Consider the following 22,647-nt stretch of genomic DNA (forward strand, 5'->3'; position numbering starts at 1 on the left):
GTGTACACGCCCTCATTCATTTATTTGTCTTTGTTTTTAACTTTTCTCTTTTGGTACAGTATAGTTATGATTTTTTCCGTTACCTAAGAAGTAACGGACAAACATGGGGTAATAAAAGATGATTTTAACAAAAGAAAAATCAATTAATGCTGGGCCTATTCATGGGACAGGGGAAGGCGTAGCACACTCAAAACGCTGGTATGTAGCATTGGTCCGTATGCATCATGAAAAGAAGGTTTCGGAGTATTTGAACAAGGTTGGGATTGAAAATTTTGTGCCTGTTCAGAAAGAAATACATCAATGGAGTGACCGCCGTAAATTAGTTGAATCCGTACTGCTTCCAATGATGGTGTTTGTGCACGCTGATCCGAGGGAACGTATGGAAGTCCTGAATTTTACAACAGTGAGCCGCTATATGGTGATGCGCGGTGAGAGCAGTCCTGCTGTTATTCCTGACGACCAGATGGCCCGTTTCCGCTTCATGCTTGATTATTCGGATGAAACAGTCTGTATGAATAGCTCTCCTTTGGCACGTGGTGAGAAAGTTCAAGTAATTAAAGGACCTCTGCAGGGGCTTGTGGGTGAGCTTGTCAATGTAGATGGTAAAAGTAAGATTGCTGTTCGACTGAACATGCTTGGTTGCGCCTGTGTAGACATGCCGATTGGTTATGTTGAGCCTGTTGGCGAAAAAAACTAAGTAAGTGATGACGGGTTCCAGTCTACAAGAGAAAATCGATAAACTTCAAAATACTGTTCATGCTCTGCTCCATAAAAGTCATAGTATGGAGTGTGTCTATATTGATGATATTGCACGACTGAACAAAGAAATTCATGAACAGATCAATGATCTGTATCCTTGTCACGGTACGACAGCCGAGCAGGAAGCTGCTTTGTGTCTGTCTCTTCTGATGGGATATAGCGTGTCTGTCTATGCCAATTCGGAGGATGAGGTAAAGAAAAGAGCTGTTCTGAGGCGTTCGCAAGAGATTATGAAAAAACGGTTGCCTTCACCATTGAAAATTCAGTTACACACAATCTACGATAAACTATTGTCATAGCAAGTCTATGAATTATGTTCTATAAAAGACTTTATAATTTATTGGGGTATTAAATTATGAAACACGCATTTGACCGTTTAGTTCAATATTTGCAGAAAAACTACTTTAGCTATTGGATTGTATTGGGAATTGATACATTCATAGCTTTGGTTTGTACCTGGGTGTCATTTATCGGCATTCATTATATTACGGAAACTCCCAAGGAAATTACCGCGTTATTTTATATTCTGGCAATTTCAGTTGTATCCAGTATTTTAGGTTCCGTTTTATTTCATACCTATCGCAATACGATCCGTTTTTCCCAGTTGAAGGAATTGTGGCGACTGGCGGGGAGTGCACTGATAAAGGCCGTCTGCTTAGCAATTGCCATCTGGTTCCTCCTGTCTCAAACGGGCTTGCACAATAGTCAGAAAATAGTCTTTGTACTGTTCGATGGCATGCTTACTTTTATTGTCATGGTAGGGTTCCGTATCCAGTTGATTCTGGTTTATGAGTTCTTGCTGAATCTGCTGAATAAGAAGAATATGCATATTCTGATCTATGGTATTGATGATAAGAGTGTGGCATTGAAAGTCCGTCTAATGAATAGCTCCCACTATAAAGTTGTAGGTTTTTGCATTTATGGAACAGGAGATTCTATCCGGCGTGTGGCTGACCTTCCCGTTTATTCTTTTAAGGATGAAGAATGTTTCAACAAACTGATTCATAAGAAATGTATCGGAGGCATCCTGTTTGCCCGCTATGAAAATACCCGTGAAGAGGAAGACCGTCTGCTCCAGTATTGCAAAAGAAGCGGATTGAAGACACTAATATCTCCAAGTATTAGTGAGGCCGATGAGAACGGAAGTTTCCATCAATGGGTACGTCCTATCAAAATTGAGGATTTACTAGGCCGTTCAGAGATTCATATCAATATGGAGGAAGTGATGACCGAGTTCTGTGGCAAGGTCGTGTTGGTAACGGGAGCTGCCGGTAGTATTGGTAGCGAGCTTTGCCGGCAACTGGCTCAGATGAACATCAGGAAACTGATTATGTTTGACTCCGCTGAGTCTCCTCTGCATAATGTCCGTCTGGAATTTGAGAAGAATTATCCCGGTCTTGATTTTGTTCCTGTCATTGGAGATGTCCGTGTGAAAGAACGTCTTCGTATGGTGTTCGATATCTATCAGCCTCAGATAATCTTTCATGCCGCTGCATATAAGCATGTTCCGTTAATGGAGGAAAATCCCTGTGAAGCTGTATTGGTCAATGTTGTCGGTTCCCGTCAGGTTGCCGATATGGCAGTGGAATACGGAGCTGAGAAGATGATCATGGTTTCTACCGATAAGGCGGTGAATCCGACTAATGTCATGGGATGCTCGAAACGTTTAGCTGAAATCTATGTGCAGAGCCTGGGCTGCGCTATCCGTGAGGGCAAAGTGAAAGGCCATACCAAATTTATCACTACCCGCTTTGGCAATGTATTGGGTAGTAACGGCTCTGTCATTCCCCGTTTTAAAGAGCAGATCGAGAATGGTGGTCCCGTCACAGTGACTCATCCTGATATCATCCGTTTCTTTATGACTATTCCCGAAGCTTGTCGCCTGGTGATGGAGGCTGCTACGATGGGTGAAGGCAATGAGATTTTTGTTTTTGAGATGGGCAAGGCCGTGAAGATTGTCGACCTGGCTACCCGTATGATTGAACTTGCCGGTTATCGTCCCGGTGAAGATATTGAGATCAAGTTTACGGGCTTGCGTCCCGGTGAGAAGCTTTATGAAGAAGTCCTGAGTGATAAGGAGAATACGATTCCTACCGAGAATAAGAAGATAATGATAGCGAAGGTACGTCACTATGAATATGCTGATATCCTTGATACTTATACAGAGTTTGAGAAGCTATCCCGTACGGTAAAGATCATGGATACAGTGAAGCTGATGAAGAAAGTGGTACCTGAGTTTAAATCCAAGAATTCACCTCGATTTGAAGTTCTGGATAAGCAACCGGAATAATCTATAACACTAACATAAATCAACAATGGATACAAAAGATTTGAAGATTGCTGTTGCAGGTACCGGCTATGTTGGTCTTAGCATAGCAACGCTTTTGTCGCAACATCACCAGGTGACGGCAGTCGATGTGATTCCTGAGAAAGTAGATATGCTCAATCGTAAACAATCACCTATTCAGGATGAGTATATAGAGAAGTATTTGTCTGAAAAGACATTGAACCTGACCGCCACGCTTGACGGTGCCAAGGCATACAGTGACGCTGATTTTGTGGTCATTGCGGCTCCTACTAACTATGATCCTGTGAAGAATTATTTCGATACCCATCATATAGAGGATGTCATTGACCTGGTTTTAAGTGTCAATCCTGATGCGGTAATGGTAATCAAGTCTACTATTCCTGTTGGATATTGCCGGGGACTTTATTTGAAGTATGCCCGTAAGGGAGTCAGGAAGCTTAACCTGCTTTTTTCTCCGGAGTTTCTTCGTGAGAGTATGGCTCTTTATGATAACTTATATCCAAGTCGTATCATTGTTGGCTATCCAAAACTGATTGATGGCGAGCAGTTTGACGAGGAAAACGAAGCTATTAAGTCCATTGCTGATGTTCCCGCCCTAGGGAAAGCTGCGCATACTTTCGCAGCATTGCTTCAGGAAGGTGCAATCAAGGAAGATATTCCTACACTTTTTATGGGAATAAAGGAGGCGGAAGCTGTCAAACTGTTTGCTAGTACCTATCTCGCTTTGCGTGTCAGTTATTTTAATGAATTGGATACTTACGCAGAGATAAAAGGTCTGGATTCTCAGTCAATCATACAGGGTGTTGGTCTTGATCCTCGTATTGGAACACATTATAATAATCCATCGTTTGGTTATGGCGGTTATTGTCTGCCTAAAGACACGAAACAACTCTTGGCTAACTATCAGGATGTACCTCAGAACATGATGAGTGCTATTGTCGAAAGTAACCGTACAAGAAAAGACTTCATAGCAGATCAAGTGCTGCGTAAAGCGGGGTATTATACTGCCTCCTGTTCATGGGATGCCCAGAAAGAGCAAAAAATAACCATTGGTGTATATCGTCTGACCATGAAGTCCAATTCTGACAACTTCCGTCAAAGTGCCATTCAGGGGATTATGAAACGTATCAAGGCGAAGGGCGCTACTATTGTAATTTACGAGCCTGCTATGCAGGATGGTGAAACATTCTTTGGTAGCCAAGTGGTCAATAACTTGATCAAATTCAAGGAAATAAGTCAGGCCATCATCGCCAACCGCTACGATTCTTGTCTGGATGATGTGAAAGACAAGGTATATACTCGTGACATTTTCCAAAGAGATTAACTTTATGGTAACATACAATGTTAGTTTAGAGAACAAAGTGGTTTTGGTGACGGGTGCAGCCGGTTTTATCGGAGCCAATTTGGTAAAACGCTTGCTGAATGAATTTGATAGCGTGAAGGTTGTCAGTATTGATAGTATTACCGAATATTATGATGTACGTTTAAAATATGAACGCTTGCAAGAATTGTCTGCTTATGGTGACAGATTTGTTTTCATTAAAGACAGCATTGCTAAAAAGGGAGTTGTTGACTCCATCTTCACTGACCACCACCCACAGGTAGTCGTGAATCTTGCTGCTCAAGCCGGTGTGCGTTATAGCATCACTAATCCCGATGCATATATTGAAAGTAACCTTATTGGATTTTATAATATTTTAGAAGCCTGTCGTCATTATGGTGTGGAGCACTTGGTATATGCTTCTTCCAGTAGCGTATATGGAAGTAATAAGAAAGTGCCTTATAGTACCGATGATAAGGTGGATAATCCTGTATCACTCTATGCTGCTACTAAAAAAAGTAATGAACTAATGGCTCATGCTTACAGTAAGCTCTATAACATACCAAGTACAGGTTTGCGGTTCTTTACCGTTTATGGTCCCTGTGGTCGTCCCGATATGGCTTACTTTAGCTTTACCAACAAACTTTTGAAGGGTGAGACCATTCAGATTTTTAATTATGGTAATTGCAAACGCGACTTCACCTACATTGATGATATCGTAGAGGGCGTTGTCCGTATTATGCAGCATGCTCCTGAAAAGAAAAATGGCGATGATGGATTGCCCATTCCTGCTTATAAAGTATATAATATCGGCAATAACTCTCCGGAAAATCTTTTAGACTTTGTAACCATCCTTCAGGATGAACTTATCCGTGCAGGTGTACTTCCCAACGACTATGACTTTGAATCCCACAAAGAACTAGTACCGATGCAACCTGGAGATGTACCTGTGACATATGCTGATACTATTCCTCTGGAACAAGATTTTGGATTTAAACCGTCAACATCACTACGTGAGGGATTGCGAAAGTTTGCGGGTTGGTATGCTAAGTATTATGGCACATTTAAATAACATCCATAAATCGATTATATAAAAATAAAAAGATAAAATCATTATGAGCATTTTTGCAGGTAAAACCCTTATGATTACTGGTGGAACAGGTTCCTTCGGCAATGCAGTTTTGAATCGTTTCCTCCGTACCGACATCGGCGAAATCCGTATTTTTTCACGGGATGAGAAGAAGCAGGATGATATGCGTCACGAATATCAGGTAAAGTATCCTGATGTGGCGCACAAAATCAAGTTCTTTATTGGCGATGTACGTAATTTGCAGTCATGTAAGAACGCAATGCCTGGAGTTGACTATATCTTTCATGCTGCGGCTTTAAAGCAGGTTCCAAGTTGTGAGTTTTTCCCCATGGAGGCAGTGAAAACCAATGTAATCGGTACTGATAACGTTTTGACAGCTGCTATTGAGGCTGGCGTCGGTGCTGTGATATGTCTATCTACGGATAAGGCTGCCTATCCTATCAATGCTATGGGTATCACGAAAGCTGTTGAGGAGAAGATTGCTGTAGCTAAGAGCCGCTACTCAGGCAACACCAAGATTTGCTGTACGCGTTATGGCAATGTGATGTGTTCTCGTGGTTCTGTAATCCCTCTGTGGATAGAGCAAATTCGCAGTGGCAATCCTGTCACTTTGACTGAGCCTACGATGACTCGCTTTATCATGTCGTTGGAAGAGGCGGTAGACCTTGTATTGTTCGCATTCGAACATGGGCAGAACGGTGACATCCTCGTACAGAAAGCTCCGGCTTGTACAATTCAGACTCAGGCGGAGGCTGTTTGTGAATTATTTGGAGGCAAGAAAGAAGATATCAAGGTTATCGGTATCCGTCATGGTGAGAAGATGTATGAGACATTGCTTACCAATGAGGAATGTGCCAAGGCTGAAGATATGGGCAATTTCTATCGCGTTCCTGCAGATAATCGTGGATTGAACTATGATAAATTCTTCAAAGAAGGTGAAACGGAACGTAATACACTTACGGAGTTTAATTCTAATAATACTTATATATTGAATGTAGAAGAGACCAAGGCTAAAATAGCCGCCCTTGATTATATCAAAAAGGAATTGAGTGGCGAGGGTAATTTCGTACAATAATAGAGTTATGAATATTTTAGTTACCGGTGCCAGAGGTTTTGTTGGTAGAAATCTTTGTGCCCAACTTAATAATATCAAAAACGGAAAGGCTCGTTGTTATGGTGATCTGAAGATTGATGAAGTCTTTGAGTACGATCTCGATTCCACTTCCGAACAATTAGATGTCTGGTGTCAGAAAGCCGGCTTTGTGTTCAACCTTGCCGGAGTGAACCGTCCCAAAGACAATGAGGAGTTCATGAAAGGTAATTTCGGTTTTGCAGGCACATTGCTTGATACACTGAAGAAACATCATAATACTTGTCCTGTCATGCTCTCTTCCAGTGCACAAGCTTCTCTGACAGGTCGTTTTGGCAACAGCGAATACGGTCGCAGCAAAAAGGCTGGTGAAGATTTATTTCTACAGTACGGTAAAGATACGGGAGCCAAAGTGCTGGTTTATCGTTTTCCGAACCTTTACGGCAAATGGTGTCGTCCCAACTACAACAGTGCTGTCGCTACATTCTGCAACAACATCGCTAACGACCTTCCGATACAAGTCAATGACCCACGTGTAGAACTGGAGCTGCTTTACATTGACGATCTCGTAGACGAGATGATTCATGCCTTGAAAGGCGAGGAACATCGTTGCGAGTTTGAAGGTCTTGATGTACATCCATTGGTGGATGGCAGATACTGTTATTGTCCGGTTACCCATAAGGTTACATTAGGTGAAATAGTTGATTTGCTGCATCAGTTTGCAGAAATGCCAAAGACGCTGATGATCCCTGAAATCCCGGCAGACTCGTTTGCCAAAAGATTGTATAGCACTTATCTGAGTTATTTGCCCAAAGAAAAAGCAATTTTTGATCTGAAGATGAATGTAGATCAGCGTGGTTCATTTACAGAACTTGTACATACCTTGAACTGTGGCCAGGTAAGCATAAATATCTCCAAACCGGGGGTTACTAAGGGTGAACATTGGCACAATACCAAATGGGAACAGTTTATTGTTGTCAGCGGTCATGGGCTCATCCAACTCCGCAAGGAAGGTACAGACGAAGTACTGAACTACGAGGTAAGTGGTGACAAAATACAATCCGTTATCATGCTTCCCGGATATACCCATAACATCATCAATCTTTCCGATACGGAAGACCTGGTAACGGTTATGTACTGCAATGAGATATTCAACCCGGATAAACCGGATACATACTTTGATAAAGTGAAAAAATGATCATGGAAAAACAACCCAAATTCGATTATTCAGATATAAAGTTCAAGGATAATGGTAAGTTGAAGCTTATCATCGTAGTGGGTACTCGTCCCGAGATTATCCGTTTGGCAGCCGTCATCACCAAATGTCGTCAGTATTTTGATGTGATTCTTGCCCATACAGGTCAGAACTATGACTATAACTTAAATGGAATCTTTTTCAAAGATTTGAAACTGGCAGAGCCTGAAGTATATATGGATGCTGTGGGCGATGATTTGGGAGCTACTTGTGGCAACATTATTAACTGTTCTTACAAACTCTTTGTACAGACAAAGCCTGATGGTGTGCTTGTGCTAGGCGATACTAATTCGTGTCTCAGTGTTATAGGAGCCAAGCGTTTGCACATTCCTATCTTTCACATGGAAGCTGGAAACCGTTGTAAAGATGAATGTCTTCCAGAGGAGACCAACCGACGCATCGTAGATATTATCTCTGATGTCAACATGGCCTACTCTGAGCATGCTCGCCGATATCTGGCTGACTGTGGATTCCCTAAAGAACGTACTTACGTTACTGGTTCTCCAATGGCCGAGGTACTCCACAATAATCTTACTGAAATTGGGGCAAGTGATGTTCACCAAAGACTTGGCTTGGAGAAAGGTAATTATATTCTCCTCTCTGCTCACCGTGAGGAAAACATTGATACAGAGAAAAATTTTATATCCCTCTTTTTGGCTATCAATAAGATGGCCGAAAAGTACGATATGCCAATTCTCTATAGTTGCCATCCTCGCTCACGTAATCGACTTGCTGCAAGCGGCTTCCAACTCGATCCACGAGTTATCCAGCATGAACCTCTTGGTTTCCATGATTATAACTGTCTTCAAATGAATGCTTTTGCAGTAGTCAGTGATAGCGGAACGTTACCTGAAGAATCAAGTTTCTTCACAAGTGTTGGTCATCCATTCCCTGCTATCTGCATCCGTACCTCTACTGAGCGTCCGGAAGCAATTGATAAAGGTGACTTTATTATTGCAGGTATTGATGAAAAGTCACTGCTTCAAGCTGTAGATACAGCAGTTGAACTCTGCCAAAATGGTCAGCATGGTATCCCTGTACCTGACTATTCTGATGAGAATGTGTCAACCAAGGTCGTGAAAATTGTGCAATCATATGTGGGCATTGTCAATAAAATGGTGTGGCGTAAGTTCTAAAGTAAGTATTCAAATTAGGGTTCAATTTTGAAAGATATACTTTCGTTTTGAATTTTGAACATTGAGATTTATAGCAGCGAAGAATATAATCGATTATGTATATGGCATCATTAAAGAAAAACTTTCTATATAATATATCTATTACTTTAGCCAACTATATAGCTGCTTTAATCGTATTTCCCTATGTCTCTCGTTGTTTAGGTGTAGAACTAATGGGAAAAACAAGTTTTGCGACAAATGTGATTGCATATTTTAGTCTCTTTGCATTGTTGGGGGCAGCAACTGTAGGCACTCGCGAAATAGCAATATGCAATGGGAATTTTGAGAAATGTTCAAAAGTATTTAGTAGCGTAATGGCTGTTATTGGAGTTCTGACAGGGATAAGTCTCATTCTTATGTCGGTTTCCATATTTTTGATATCTCAGTTTCAAGAATATAGAATATTGTTGCTTATTGGTTCTTTTTCGTTAGTATTTACAAGTCTTCAGATAGAATGGCTCTATCAAGGAATTGAAAAATTTGACTACATTGCCAAACGTACAATCCTTATTAGGATTTTATATTGCATCAGTATCTTCCTATTTGTTCATGATAAAGAAGACTATCTTATTTATTATATCCTAACGGTTGGAATAGTCGTAGTTAATGGCTTTATAAATCTTGTATATTCTAGAACTTATGTTCATTTCTCGTTTAAGAATGTTGAATTCAAAAAATATCTGAAACCTGTGGGCATGTATGGTGTAAATAAGATACTTATCTCAATGTACACAACATTTAATGTAATGTTTTTGGGATTAGCATGCAATGATATTGAAGTTGGTTTTTATTCAACAGCGAATAAATTATTTACGATTCTTTTAGGTGTCATATCAGCCTTCACAAGTGTGATATTACCAAGAATGGCTTCTTTGGCTGCAAATAATAATGTAGAAAAAATTAATGACAATATTTCAAAATCTTTTTCACTTATCTTCTCAGTATCTCTTCCGATATGCATAGGAGGCATGTTGTTGTCTCCTCAGATAATCGATGTTTTGGCTGGTCCTGGTTATGAAGGGGCAATTCTTCCTATGCAGATTATTATGCCAGTTGTTGTCTTAACGGGAGCAGCACAAGTTTGCATTATGCAAGCTTTGATACCGTTAAAGAAAGATAAGGCAGTATTGTTAGCTTCTGTTATTGGAGCAGTAACTGCAGTTTTGTTTAATATCATGTTCGTTGGGCAGTTGGGTGCGATAGGCTCTGCTTTAGTTTTACTCTGTTCAGAAATATGTTCTGATATATTTGCTTTTGGGTATGCAATCAAAAAAAAGGTGTTCACCCTTCCTTGGCGTTTTATTGTTAAGCGAATAATTTCATCAATCCCATATATCGCAATATGCTATACTACTGGAAAATGTCTTAACCTAAACAATATTGCAACCCTGTTTATTGCATTGTTAATATGTGGATTTTACTTTGGGGTTGAAGGTTTGTTTGTATTAAAGCTTCCTATTGTGAGAGATTTTTTTGCAGAAATAAAAAAACAAATACGCTAATGAAAATTGCAAGTGTCACATTATTCTGTAATGAAGGTTTTAGACTAAATCATTGGGTTCAGTATTTTTCTGAATACAAGGATGATATCTATCTTCAGATCATTGTAAATAATGGTAATCCTGAAGATACAATACCCTTAAAATCTGCTTTCCCAGATGCAGTTGTCTTATTTTCAAAAACGTCAAATATGATAGCTTCTTATAATTTGGCAATTAAATACGTTCTTGAAAAAACTGATGCAGACTCGATTCTTCAGATTACAAATGATCTTCGAATTGAAAAGGGTGGGCTTGCCCAAATTCATGAGATTCTCTTTAGAGAACAGCAATACGGAATGATTAGCCCGATTTTATTGAAGAAGGATTCTGAAATTGTTGAAAACTATGGTGCAGAGATTGATTTCTCTAATATGCTCTTCCGTCATATAGACAGGAATGTTCATTATAAAGACGTAAAACCAGACATCGCATTTAGAACTGGACTACCAGGAGGCTGTTTTCTTACGAAGCGTGTAGTCTATGAAAACATTGGTCTTCAAGACGAAAGAATTAATATGTACTCTGATGAAGTCGATACGGGTATAAAGTGTGCAAACAAAGGATATAAACTGTTATCCACTAAATTAGTGAAATCTTGGCATCAACATATTTTTCCATCAGGTAGAAATCAAAGGAGCTGTTCTGCAAGTTATTTTATGTCGAGAAATCCAATTTATTTAGCTCGCAAATACTATGGAGTTTCTGTCATTTGGGGAGCTTTTGGGAGTCGTTTTAAATTATCCTTAATTGAATTAATGTCTTGTGTACATCATTTTAAAGGAAGAGAGTCATTTGTATGCTCTTTGTATTCTTTCAAAGGTTGCTTTGCTGGGCTTTTTATGAAAATGTAATATTCCCTATGATCGCTCCATATAATAGAACCTCATCAAACTTTGCGTATTTCCTAGTTTTCATTGCTTTTCTAATGTCATCTAGATGCTGGATCGGTTTTGAAGGAAGGAATACATTGTTTTTCTACTGTCTTCCAATTGTACTGTTTATGCTGATTTCTATAGGGGCATATGAGATAAGAAATCAGTCTAAATATGCTATGTTTGCCTTCCTCATATATATAGCTAATGTATACACTATGTATCGTGCGAGAGGGACATTTGAGATTATTGGGATGGCGAATCAAGCGGTTCTTCCCGTAACGACTTATCTTCTTCTTTGCTTACAAGATTCCCAAAAAGAATTGTTACTGTATTATATTACAAAGTGGTTGGGGATGATATTGATTCCTGGAATGATTATATACATATGTTCATTCTTTATAAATCTTCCAAGCTTGGGTATCATCCAGACACACTATGGAGGTGATTTTTATGGAGAACCATGTTACAATTATTTGTTCTATTTAAAACCAATTACAGCTGGAGTAACTGGAATGTTTCGTTTTAACGGACCTCTGATAGAACCAGGTGATTTAGGATGTGTTTCGGCTTTTCTTTTATATGCAACTAAGTTTGATTTTAAACGATTCAAATACCTTTGGGCTGTTTTGGGTTCGCTAATCCTAACGTTCTCTCTTGCAGGTTATCTTTTGGCATTATTTGGATATTCTGCAATAATGATGACAAAGAATAAGTTCTCTTCCCAAAAGCTATTATTAGGTGTATTGGTGTTTTCTGCTGTAATAGCTTTTGGTACATACTATAATGGCGGTGACAATTACATTAATCATTCAATTCTATCAAGACTTCAAGATGATGAATTGGCTATAGACAATACGAATGGTAGGATCAGTACACAAAAACTGGAATTCTTTTACTTTATGTTTGAAAATCCTAGTATTTTGTGGCTTGGCTACGATAAGGCTACAATTTCCTTTGTAAACGAGCAATTCGGTGCAGGAGCTGGTTTTTATAGTCAAGTATTGAATATTGGTATATTAGGAATAATATTATATCTTCTGCCATATTTCTATATTACATTAAAGTCAAGGGATCGCAGGTATGCTTTATTATATTTGGTATTCTTAATATTGTATGCTTACCAAAGATTTGATTTGTTTTGGATTTCTCTTATACTATGTTACACATTTGGTATATGTTTAAATGATAAAGAGTTTGAATTATGCAAAAAATAGCAATCATCTCATATTTTCATTATGAGTCTTCATTGTGTTTAGCAAAATCAATTGCAGAACAAGGGGTAACAGTTGACTACTTTGCAATAATCGATATGTTTCACGATAAAGGCACTGTTCCTGGCATAGATTATCATAAAGCCCCCAAATATCCAGGATTAATAAGATTGACCTCTGTCAATGCTCCTGAGATTTGTGGTTACTATGAAGGACTTCCCGTGAATTTATTCTTGTTCCGTCTGGTATCGTTTTCAAGACGATTAACGCTTCTTAATAAAATTGTATTCAAAATTGTTTTAAATAAAATCAAATCTGCAAAATATGATGCCATTAACATTGTTGGACAATGGCCATGGGTTGAAATCATACATAATGAACTTAAAGATGAAAATTTAACACACACATTTCATGAAGTTGGTAGTCATTTTAAAGGAGAACTATCAACACCATTAATGGAAACCGTAATACGCGATAAATCAAAGGTTATCTTGCCTTCAAAATCAACATTAGATAGGTTTAGAACATTGGACAAGAATGGTTATTGTTTATCAGAATATATTCCATTTGGTAAGTTCGAAACGTTAATGTTGTATAGGAAACCTACAGAACTTAAGATTCAATTCAATAATGATTCTCCAATATTCTTATTTTATGGATTTATCAAACCATATAAAGGGCTAGATCTCTTAAAGCGGGTTTGTGAGATTCTAAACGACAGAAAAGTTGATTTCAATTTAATCGTAGCAGGAAGTGGTGATGATCCAACCTTACCATTCTATTCAACAAAGAAGAATTGTGTCGTTATTAATAGAATCCTTTATGATGACGAAATGATGTACCTGAATGATATATCTGATGTTGTTCTTCTACCATATAAGACTGCCTCTCAAAGTGGAATTATTCCTACTTCGTTTATTTTTGGTAATCCAATTATTGCTACAAAGGTGGGAGCTTTGGTAGAATCCATCCAAGATGGGAAGAATGGTATTCTAGTTAATGCAGAAGATGCGGTTTCATTTGCCGACGCAATGCAATCTCTTATTACAGACCAGAACCTGATGTCATTGTTAAAACACGGAGCAAGACAATATGGCAATGGTGATGAGTATGATTGGCATAACATAGCCAAACAAACAATGTCAGTATTAATGAAGCATTAAAACAAATTTAGTATTATGATCACATCTCGCAACTACCTCCACTTCTATCTTCAGGCAGACATGATGATGAATAGAGGGCACTTCAAAGAACCTCCCAAGAAGAAGTTGTTGCATCTTGTGGCTCTAGATTACATCATGGAGTTCCTTAAGACAATGAGAAAGGTACAATATTACTCTCTAATAAACAGGTTATGATTTTTTAGGCTGTCCCGTAAACTCGGATTCAGTATCGGATATGATGCTTGTGATTACGGATTGGTCATTCCACACTATGAAACCATAGTTGTGGGAAACACCAATAGAATAGAGTCATACGCAACATTACACACATCTACTTGCATTACTGATACAGGTAGAAGAATTGGTAAAGGTCTGCTCCTTTCTACGGGCGCAAAGATTACTGGTGGTGAAGTGTTGGGTGATCATATCGTTGTTGCTGCCAATTCGGTTGTCACAAAGTCTTTCCCAGAAGGTAATGTTTTGTAAGTCGGCATGCCTGCGGTAAAGAAGGCAGACCGATCAGATAACTATTCATTGCTCAAAGGTGAGAGCAAACGAAGAGTCAATGCGATAGAGAATCTCAAAATCAAAATGGGAATTGAATAAATGAATAGAAAAGGAAAATTCTACATATTAAACTGGATTTTCAGTTATGGCTCTGCTAGTAGTAATAGATTACTGGCATACGCTAATAGTGCTGCAGAACAGGGATATGAAGTCGAAATTGTAGCGTTCTTGAGGCTTGACCTAAATAATTGTCAACCCAGAAATGGTGTAACTATTAGAGGACTCAGACCTTGTAAAGTGGAGAGTAAAGTTCTCTCAAAACTTTTATCTTTCTTCACCACGATCTGGTTCTTGCTTGCAGATGTGAAGAAAGAAGATAAATTGCTATTGTATGGTGCAGTTGAATATCTGCCTTTCCTAGTGTGGTTCAGACGTAAGCAGACCTATTTTGAAGTGACAGAATGTCCTGATTTGTTTAAGCCGAGGACTTATCCGTGGAGATACTACAAGAGACTGTGGAAACAATTGAATGGAGTTTTCGTTATCTCAAGTAATTTGAAGCAGTATTTTGTTGGTTATGGGGTCAGTCCGGATAAGGTTCATGTCATCAATATGATAGTGGATCCAAAGCGCTTTGAAGGCGTTCAACGTAACCCTAATGTAGAGAAGTACATAGCGTATTGTGGAAATGTAAACAAGGATAGCAAGGATGGTGTAGGTGACTTGATTGCTTCTTTTGTCAGATATCATGAGAAGTATAGTGATAGAAAACTCTATATCATTGGACCAATCGTTTCGCAGGAACAAAAGCAGGAGTATGAAGAGTATCTGAGACTATACAAAGCTTTGGATAGTGTGGTATTTACAGATTCTGTATCTCCTACCACTATTCCGCAGTATTTCGTGGATGCAGAAATGCTTGTTCTTGCTCGTCCAGACAATATTCAAGCTAAGTACGGTTTCCCCACTAAATTGGGTGAATACTTACTATCAGGCAGACCTGTTGTACTTACTGACGTTGGTAATATCACAGACTTCCTAAAAGATGGCGTCAGCGCCTTCATTGCTAAACCGGGAGATATTAATTGTATTTCTGATAAGATGATGGAAGTATCTGCAAATCTGGAAAAAAACGATTCTGTTGCCATTGCAGGAAAAGAGGTAGCTATGAAGGAGTTCAATAGTTCAACAGAAGTATTGAAGATTATTAATTTGATGTATAAATAATGAATATATTATGAAAGTCGTTCTTCTCGCCGGAGGCTTCGGTTCCCGCATCTCTGAGGAATCTCAATTCAAACCAAAGCCAATGATTGAGATAGGTGGCATGCCTATCCTTTGGCACATCATGAAAGAGTATGCTTACTATGGGCATACTGAGTTTATTATCTGCGCTGGCTATAAGCAGGAGTATATCAAGGAGTGGTTCGCTAACTACTTCCTGCACAACTCCGATGTCACCTTCGATTACCGTAATGGTAAGAACGAGATGACCGTTCACCAGACCAATATGGAGCCATGGAAGGTGACTGTGGTCGATACGGGATACAACACCATGACCGGTGGGCGTATTAAGCGCATCCAGAAGTATGTTGGCAATGAACCTTTCTTCATGACCTATGGCGATGGTGTGTGTGATGTGGAGATTGACAAGCTCATCGAGTTCCACAAGAGCCATGGTAAGCTCGCTACCCTTACTGCAGTCAAGATGGCGCAGGATAAGGGCATACTGGATATCACCAAGGATCAGGCTGTACGTGCGTTCCGTGAGAAGAATGCTGCAGATGGTGCTCCTATTAATGCTGGTTATATGATTCTCGAACCTTTGGTGTTCGATATGCTTGAGGGGGGGGACACTTGCGTCTTTGAGAAGACCGTTCTTGTGAAATTGGCAGAAATGGGCGAACTGATGTCATACGTTCACACTGGCTTCTGGCAATGTATGGATAACATTCGCGAGAAGTCATTTCTTGAGAAACTTCTTGCAGAAGACAAGGCTCCTTGGAAGCGTTGGGATCGTTCTGTTCCAGACATCCCTGATTATGCAAAATAAAGCAAAGGTAGTAGTTAATAAGTTAACATTTAACAATGGAAAATATATACGAATTCTATAAAGGCAAGCGTGTGTTTCTGACAGGTCACACTGGTTTCAAGGGCTCTTGGATGTGTAAGGTGCTTGCTAATGCTGGTGCTATCGTAACAGGCTATTCGTTGGAAGCACCTACAGAGCCTTCGCTCTTCAAGATTGCCAATATCGAGGGTGATGTGCATTCTGTGATTGGCGACATTCGCGATATGGCAGCACTCAAGAAGGCTTTCAATGAAGCACAACCTGAGATTGTACTTCACCTTGCAGCTCAACCTATCGTACGTGATTCATACAAAGATCCTGCTTACACTTACGGAACCAACGTGATGGGTACAGTCAACATCCTTGAATGTGTGCGACAAAGTAATTGTGTGAAGTCTTTCCTCAATGTGACTACCGATAAGGTGTATTTCAACAAGGAGTGGAGCTGGGGCTATCGTGAAAACGAGGAGTTGGATGGCTATGATCCTTACTCAAATTCTAAGTCATGCTCAGAGCTTGTTACCCATTCCTACAAGCGCTCATTCTTCACCGATAAGGACGGATTGCCAATTATCCCTATCTCTACTGCTCGTGCAGGCAACGTGATTGGTGGTGGCGACTTCGCCACAGACCGCATCATTCCTGATAGTATTCGTGCGGCTGCAAAACATGAGGATATTGTTGTTCGCAATCCTTATTCTACTCGTCCTTATCAGCATGTATTGGAGCCTCTCTATGCTTACCTTGTGATTGTTATGAAACAGTATGACGATAGCAAGTATGCTGACTACTACAATGTAGGTCCTGATGATGTCGATTGTTTCCAAACAGGAGCGCTCGTTGATCTCTTTGTCAGCAAGTGGGGCGAAGGTATGAAGTGGGTGAACAAGTACGATGGTGGTCCTCATGAAGCAAACTTCCTCAAACTTGACTGCTCAAAACTGAAGGCTACTTTCGGTTGGACTCCACGTTGGAACCTTGATGAGGCAATGGAGAAAATTGTTGAGTGGAGTAAAATCTGGCTTGCAGGTGGCGATGTACGTGCTTGTATGGATAAGCAGATTGCAGAATTCCTAAATGCGTAAATGAACATGAAGAACGTAATAGTGACAGGCGGCAATGGCTTTATCGGCAGTTCGCTCATCAAGAAGTTGGTGGCGAATGGCGTTAATGTGGTTGCTGTAGATATAACTTTTGCAGGCGACCGTTTGCCTGAGTTGGAGTTCATTACAAAGATTGAGTCTGGAGTAGACGTTTCACTTGCTAAGAAGATACCAGCTGGCGAGTATGATGCTTTCTATCATCTGGCTTGGAGAGGTGTGAATGGTGCCGATAAGGCAGATCCTACCGTTCAACTTGCAAATATTCAGATGGCAGTGGATTGTGTCAACATCAGCAAGCAACTCAATGTGAAAAAATATCTTTGTGCAGGTACCGTAGCAGAGAATGCAACCTTCAGCCTCTCTAATTTGGAGAAAACCTCTGGCGGTATGATGTATGGTGTGGCAAAGCATGCTTGCCGACTCATCCTTGAGGACTACTGCAAAAACATCGGACAGCAGTTTGTATGGATGCAGTTCTCGAATATCTATGGCGTAGGCAACAAGACCGGAAACCTTGTGAGCTATACTTTGGGTGAGTTGATGGCAGGTAAGGAAGCAACTTTTGGACCTGCTCTTCAGCCATATGACTTCATTTATGTGGATGATCTCATTGAGGCAGTATATCGTCTTAGTGCCAACGATACCAATAAGGCATTCTACTATATCGGTTCTGGTAGCCCTCGCATCCTAAAAGAATATCTCCTTCGCATTGGTGAACTTGCTGGTTGTGCAGACAAGGTAGGTGTGGGCATCCGTCCAGACGATGGCATCAAGTACTCGATGGAGATGTTTGACAATAGTGACCTTGTGGCAACTGTTGGCGAGTATGTCTCTACTGATTTTGATAATGGTATCAACAAGACCATTGATTGGTTGAAGACTCTTTAACCTTTTACCCTATTAAACTTTTACAAGAATGATTCAGAAATTTGAATTCAAGGAGCTTGAAATGAAGGGAGCCTACGAAATAACTCCCTTCTACGTTACCGACGAACGTGGTGGCTTTGTCAAGGATTATAATATTGATATGTTCAAGGCTAACGGCATTGAGCATGAGTTGAAGGAAGTATTCTACACTATCTCTAAGAAGTGTGTGATCCGCGCAATGCACTTTCAGTTTGTGAAGCAGCAGGCAAAGCTTGTCCGATGCATCAGCGGACATGTGTATGATGTAATCATCGATCTCCGACTAGACTCTCCTACCTTTGGTAAGTGGCAAAGTTTCGACCTTACCGGTGAGAATCAGAAGACTCTCTACATTCCTCAGTTCTTCGGTCATGGCTATCTCGTACTTGAGGACTCTGTAGTCAGCTACAAGTGTGGAGAAGTGTTTTATAGCGAGGGAGATGCTGGCATCATGTACAACGATCCTGATATGGCCATCGAATGGCCTTTCGAGAAGATCGGTGGCATCGATAACTTGATTATCTCTGAGAAGGACAAGAATCTGATGAGTTTGAAGGAGTATCTAGAAAAAGCGAAGTAAAACTTATGAGAACAATAACGCTCATTTATGATGGTACGTTCAATACCTATCGTTGGCTGAAAGCCATGATGTGGGCTCGCAATGAATTTCACGATTTAGGATATAAGATAAAATATGCCAGCATTTTTGACTATGTTCCTTACCCTAAATCTACAAAAGTTCCTTATGAGGGAATAAAGTTGAAGTGGGATACAATAGGGCGTTTTGATATAGTTTTTCTGGCTTTTCATCATTCTCAATCCATTATTGGCCAAAATTCTGAAAAAAGAATAGCTCTCGTAAAATCCTTAAAACAGAAATGCAAATTGTTGTGTTGGCTAGATACAGCAGATAGTACAGGAACATGTCTTTTTGATGTTCTACCTTATGTGGATTTGTATTTCAAAAAACAACTGCTGAAGGATACCAATCTTTATACAAATGAGTTTTATTGTGCCCGTCTCTATTCTGATTATTACCACCAAAAGTTGGGATTAACAGATGAATCTCTTGCTTCGATTCATTATCATACAGCTCTAAAAGAATATCTTCACAAATTGCGTGTTTCATGGAATGTTGCTTTTTATGACAGAATGGGTGGAAAGACTTGGATATATAAGCATCCTTTTAAGTTTGCAGACCCTAATGTTATTGAGAGTGATTCAGAACGGACTATTGATGTTCATTACGGAGGGTCAAACCCAAAAGTGTATGGCGATGTAGTTGGTTACCAACGTAAAAAAATGCTTGAATTGATAATGAATCTTAGGGACATCACACATCCTGATGTATATAAGAAAATATCAAGAGAAGAGTATTTGGAGGAACTTAAACACTCTAAGTCGATTGCATCTCCATTCGGATGGGGAGAGTGTTGTCTGAGAGATTTTGAAGCGTTTTACAATAGGGCAATTCTGTTGAAGCCTTCTATGGAGCATTGCGTTACCTATCCTGACTTATACAAACCATTTGAAACCTATATTCCGATAAATTGGGATTTTTCAGATTTCGAGAATATTATCAAAGAGGTTCAAATAGGTAAGTATGACTATGTTGCAATAAATGGTCAGCAAAATTATCAAAAATATCGCATTGGTATAAATGCAAGGAAGTTGTTTGCGGAGCATGTAGTAGACCAGCTTCAAATATCATAGTAATTTAAATATAGTGTATTTGTAAACAATGTCTCAATTTAACGTAAACGATATTAGTAGATACCGTACCCAACTAATGGGGATTGCCACGCTTTTAGTGATATTTGGTCATTCTGTTGGCAATGGTGTTGTGATGCCAAGGTGGATGGAGTCGCTCTGCGGGCTTGCCTCCGTAGGAGTGGATATTTTCCTTCTTGTGAGTGGCTTGGGCCTTTGGTATTCATTAAAAAGTATTGATAATGAAGCAAATTCGTGGGGGGGGGTAAAGTGCTGGTATATAAGAAGATATAGGCGTGTTTTGGTCCCGTATTTTATCATTGCAGGCATCGGAAATATTCTTGCTGTGATGAGAGGCAGAACTATTGCGGAAGCTGTACTTAATATATCCACAATCAGTTATTGGCTTGAACATAAAGGAGCTTGGTATATTGCAATGCTTATACCGTTGTATGCTATTACCCCGGTTCACGATGCGATATGTAAAAAGATAAAAAATCCGGTATATTACACGCTGGTTATTGTTATTATAATAGTGGGCATTTCGAGTTTGCACTTTGAATGCCCAAATGTGGGCCTAGCACAATTTATAGAAAATGTAAGACATGTGCTTGTTCATCTTCCTGCATTTTTCATTGGTTTTATGTTGGCTCCTATGGCTAAAGAGGAAAAGTGTATTTCGTTTTTGTGGATGATAGTTGTTCCACTATTTCTTGTTATTATGATGAAGTATTTGCATTTTGGGTATTGGCCTGGCTTTTTGGTATTTTCATTTGTCCCTTTACTTTGCAGATTGTTTTGCTACAGTGGAAAGACTTTTATGAATATACTTAGTTTTTTTGGTAAAATATCTTTAGAATCTTATTTGTTTAATGGAATCGTGGGTTCTTGGATTATTGTATACTTACCTTGGATTTATGAATCGCCAGTGAATAAAGGTTGCTATTTACACTATGCTTTGGTTATCATTGTTGGAACAGCGTTGGCTTATTGGGTGAATAGATTTTGTGAGAAGGCTTTGAAGAAAAATTAGATAGGGTAATTGTAATTATTGCTTAATTACTAAGAGTTATATCATTAATGGTGGAAGAATTATAACAAACACAGCTTCTGTTTACCAAAGTAATAAGTGGATAAGGGGAGTATGTTAAGAATTTCAGTAAGACTATTCTCGCAAGAGAAATGATGAACTGATATATGGTAGTGTAGGCATTGATACTGTTGCACCAAATAAAATATTTATTGGTAACAATGTTCCCATTACTGCTTTAACCCACTATCTTGATCCATCGCGTTTAGGAAGAATGTTTCGTATCGGTGAAGTTCATATTGAAGATGATGTGTTCATAGGTGTAAATGTTATCATTTGTAATTCTGTAACTATTGGCAAGGGAGCAATAATAGGTGCAGGAAGTATAGTGACAAAAGACATTCCGCCTTATCAGGTATGGGCTGGGAATCCTGCAAGGTACATTAAAGATCGTGAACATTAATAAAATAAATGATAATGAAGAAGGTCTCCATATTAGTTTCGACAATAGATTCTGGAGGGGCAGAGAAGCAGGCTGTATTGCTTGCGATTCAGCTTTCAAAACATACGGATGTGAATCTGATTGTGCTTAATGGCGGTCACACTGAATATAAAGGAAATGTGGATTTGTTAGCCGAGAGCTCAGTTAAGGTTCATCGACTGAACGGCAGCATGCTTTTAAAGACTATACGGATTAGAGAACTTTTGAAGGAATCTCATACTGATGTGCTTCTCAACTATCTGACAATGCCAGATTTTCTTGGTTCATTTCTAGGCAAGAGATTAAGAATTAGTGTATATAATGGTATACGTAACTCAAGGCTTCCAAAGAGTAAGATGTTGATGGAGAAATGGGCTCATAATCATTGGGCTACAGCGACCATTTACAACTGTTATTCTGGGGCTGATTATTTTGAGAAGTTAGGTTTTCGGAAAGACAAGAATATTGTCATTCCTAATTGCTTCCCGGATATTGCCGAACCAATTATAAGAGACAATCATTCTCAAAGGACAATCATTACAGTTGGTCGCTTCGATCCTCAAAAAGATTACGAAACTCTTATTAAAAGTATTTCATTGCTTGATAGGAAAGATTATCGTCTCTGTATTGTTGGCTATGGAGTGCTTGAAGCGCAGATTCGTGAATGGGTTGAACTGTATGGTATCAAGGATAGAACTGATATCCATATCAAACCGAATAATGTATCAGAACTTGAACGTAATGCCGACATATATATATCTACTAGTCTATTTGAGGGTACAAGCAATAGTATTATGGAAGCTTTGAATTGGAGTTTGCCAGTGGTTGCTACTAACGTTGGAGATAATGATCATTTAGTAATTGATGGTGTGAATGGTTACTTGCATCCAATTGGTGATGTTACGGGACTAACTACTTCTTTATGTAAGTTGCTTGATTCAGTAGAACTCAGGAATACAATGGGAGTGAGGAGCAATCAGAATCTTCGCGAGAACTATTCTATGGAGATTTTTGAGAAACGATATTTGGATTTGATAGAGGGAAAATAATA

Annotated in this window: 21 protein-coding genes; all 21 read left to right on the forward strand. The window is 39.3% G+C overall.

The annotated features are described in order from the left end of the window. Positions 1-118 precede the first annotated feature (118 nt). The 21 genes from K6V30_RS14825 to K6V30_RS14925 all read left to right on the forward strand — a co-directional run bounded on the left by K6V30_RS14825 (position 119) and on the right by K6V30_RS14925 (position 22,645). The gene (locus K6V30_RS14825; RefSeq protein ID WP_055270278.1) at positions 119-697 is read left to right on the forward strand and encodes a UpxY family transcription antiterminator; all 579 of its coding nucleotides are present in this window, start codon (positions 119-121) and stop codon (positions 695-697) included. 7 nt (positions 698-704) lie between these two features. Beyond that, positions 705-1,058: a UpxZ family transcription anti-terminator antagonist gene (locus K6V30_RS14830; RefSeq protein WP_055270280.1), complete on the forward strand. Its 354-nt coding sequence runs from the start codon at positions 705-707 to the stop codon at positions 1,056-1,058. 56 nt (positions 1,059-1,114) lie between these two features. Further along, positions 1,115-3,049, forward strand: coding sequence for a polysaccharide biosynthesis protein (locus K6V30_RS14835; RefSeq protein ID WP_224207157.1), 1,935 nt, complete (start codon positions 1,115-1,117; stop codon positions 3,047-3,049). 25 nt (positions 3,050-3,074) lie between these two features. Beyond that, positions 3,075-4,391: a nucleotide sugar dehydrogenase gene (locus K6V30_RS14840; RefSeq protein ID WP_224207158.1), complete on the forward strand. Its 1,317-nt coding sequence runs from the start codon at positions 3,075-3,077 to the stop codon at positions 4,389-4,391. 4 nt (positions 4,392-4,395) lie between these two features. Then, positions 4,396-5,460: an NAD-dependent epimerase/dehydratase family protein gene (locus tag K6V30_RS14845; RefSeq protein WP_055271866.1), complete on the forward strand. Its 1,065-nt coding sequence runs from the start codon at positions 4,396-4,398 to the stop codon at positions 5,458-5,460. Positions 5,461-5,503: 43 nt separating this feature from the next. Continuing rightward, positions 5,504-6,553 carry a polysaccharide biosynthesis protein gene (locus tag K6V30_RS14850; protein ID WP_055271864.1) on the forward strand — a complete coding sequence of 350 codons (1,050 nt, stop codon included), beginning with the start codon at positions 5,504-5,506 and terminating at the stop codon, positions 6,551-6,553. A gap of 7 nt (positions 6,554-6,560) precedes the next feature. Next, positions 6,561-7,766 (forward strand): polysaccharide biosynthesis C-terminal domain-containing protein, encoded by a 1,206-nt coding sequence (locus K6V30_RS14855; RefSeq protein WP_070612383.1) that lies wholly within the window; start codon positions 6,561-6,563, stop codon positions 7,764-7,766. A gap of 2 nt (positions 7,767-7,768) precedes the next feature. Beyond that, positions 7,769-8,959 (forward strand): UDP-N-acetyl glucosamine 2-epimerase, encoded by a 1,191-nt coding sequence (locus K6V30_RS14860; protein WP_055271793.1) that lies wholly within the window; start codon positions 7,769-7,771, stop codon positions 8,957-8,959. A gap of 101 nt (positions 8,960-9,060) precedes the next feature. Next, complete coding sequence (locus K6V30_RS14865) at positions 9,061-10,500, forward strand: flippase (RefSeq protein WP_168166725.1); 1,440 nt, start codon at positions 9,061-9,063, stop codon at positions 10,498-10,500. After that, positions 10,500-11,390, forward strand: a complete 891-nt coding sequence (locus K6V30_RS14870; RefSeq protein ID WP_055271784.1) for a glycosyltransferase family 2 protein — start codon at positions 10,500-10,502, stop codon at positions 11,388-11,390. The genes K6V30_RS14865 and K6V30_RS14870 overlap by 1 nt, the downstream gene beginning before the upstream one ends. 149 nt (positions 11,391-11,539) lie before the next feature. After that, entirely contained in the window at positions 11,540-12,628 is a 1,089-nt protein-coding gene (locus K6V30_RS14875) for a hypothetical protein (RefSeq protein WP_055271782.1), read from the forward strand. Then, positions 12,616-13,788 (forward strand): glycosyltransferase family 4 protein, encoded by a 1,173-nt coding sequence (locus K6V30_RS14880; protein WP_055271781.1) that lies wholly within the window; start codon positions 12,616-12,618, stop codon positions 13,786-13,788. Before K6V30_RS14875 ends, K6V30_RS14880 begins: the two co-directional genes overlap by 13 nt. A gap of 606 nt (positions 13,789-14,394) precedes the next feature. Continuing rightward, entirely contained in the window at positions 14,395-15,522 is a 1,128-nt protein-coding gene (locus K6V30_RS14885) for a glycosyltransferase (RefSeq protein ID WP_055271777.1), read from the forward strand. A 10-nt stretch (positions 15,523-15,532) separates the two neighbouring features. Continuing rightward, positions 15,533-16,348: a glucose-1-phosphate cytidylyltransferase gene (gene rfbF / locus K6V30_RS14890; RefSeq protein ID WP_055271775.1), complete on the forward strand. Its 816-nt coding sequence runs from the start codon at positions 15,533-15,535 to the stop codon at positions 16,346-16,348. A 35-nt stretch (positions 16,349-16,383) separates the two neighbouring features. Next, positions 16,384-17,451 carry a CDP-glucose 4,6-dehydratase gene (gene rfbG, locus K6V30_RS14895; protein ID WP_055271773.1) on the forward strand — a complete coding sequence of 356 codons (1,068 nt, stop codon included), beginning with the start codon at positions 16,384-16,386 and terminating at the stop codon, positions 17,449-17,451. A 6-nt stretch (positions 17,452-17,457) separates the two neighbouring features. Further along, positions 17,458-18,357 carry an NAD-dependent epimerase/dehydratase family protein gene (locus tag K6V30_RS14900; protein ID WP_055271791.1) on the forward strand — a complete coding sequence of 300 codons (900 nt, stop codon included), beginning with the start codon at positions 17,458-17,460 and terminating at the stop codon, positions 18,355-18,357. A 28-nt stretch (positions 18,358-18,385) separates the two neighbouring features. Next, positions 18,386-18,955, forward strand: a complete 570-nt coding sequence (gene rfbC / locus K6V30_RS14905; RefSeq protein WP_055271771.1) for a dTDP-4-dehydrorhamnose 3,5-epimerase — start codon at positions 18,386-18,388, stop codon at positions 18,953-18,955. A 5-nt stretch (positions 18,956-18,960) separates the two neighbouring features. Continuing rightward, on the forward strand, positions 18,961-20,088 hold the full coding sequence (locus tag K6V30_RS14910) for a hypothetical protein (protein ID WP_055271769.1): 1,128 nt from the start codon (positions 18,961-18,963) through the stop codon (positions 20,086-20,088). A 28-nt stretch (positions 20,089-20,116) separates the two neighbouring features. Continuing rightward, positions 20,117-21,118 carry an acyltransferase family protein gene (locus K6V30_RS14915; protein WP_117615624.1) on the forward strand — a complete coding sequence of 334 codons (1,002 nt, stop codon included), beginning with the start codon at positions 20,117-20,119 and terminating at the stop codon, positions 21,116-21,118. A 271-nt stretch (positions 21,119-21,389) separates the two neighbouring features. Continuing rightward, positions 21,390-21,578 (forward strand): acyltransferase, encoded by a 189-nt coding sequence (locus K6V30_RS14920; protein WP_224207159.1) that lies wholly within the window; start codon positions 21,390-21,392, stop codon positions 21,576-21,578. 14 nt (positions 21,579-21,592) lie between these two features. After that, a complete protein-coding gene (locus tag K6V30_RS14925) occupies positions 21,593-22,645 on the forward strand; it encodes a glycosyltransferase (RefSeq protein WP_055271789.1) in 1,053 nt (350 codons plus the stop codon). Positions 22,646-22,647: the final 2 nt, after the last annotated feature.

Source organism: Bacteroides faecis (genome assembly GCF_020091505.1).
GTDB lineage: Bacteria > Bacteroidota > Bacteroidia > Bacteroidales > Bacteroidaceae > Bacteroides > Bacteroides faecis.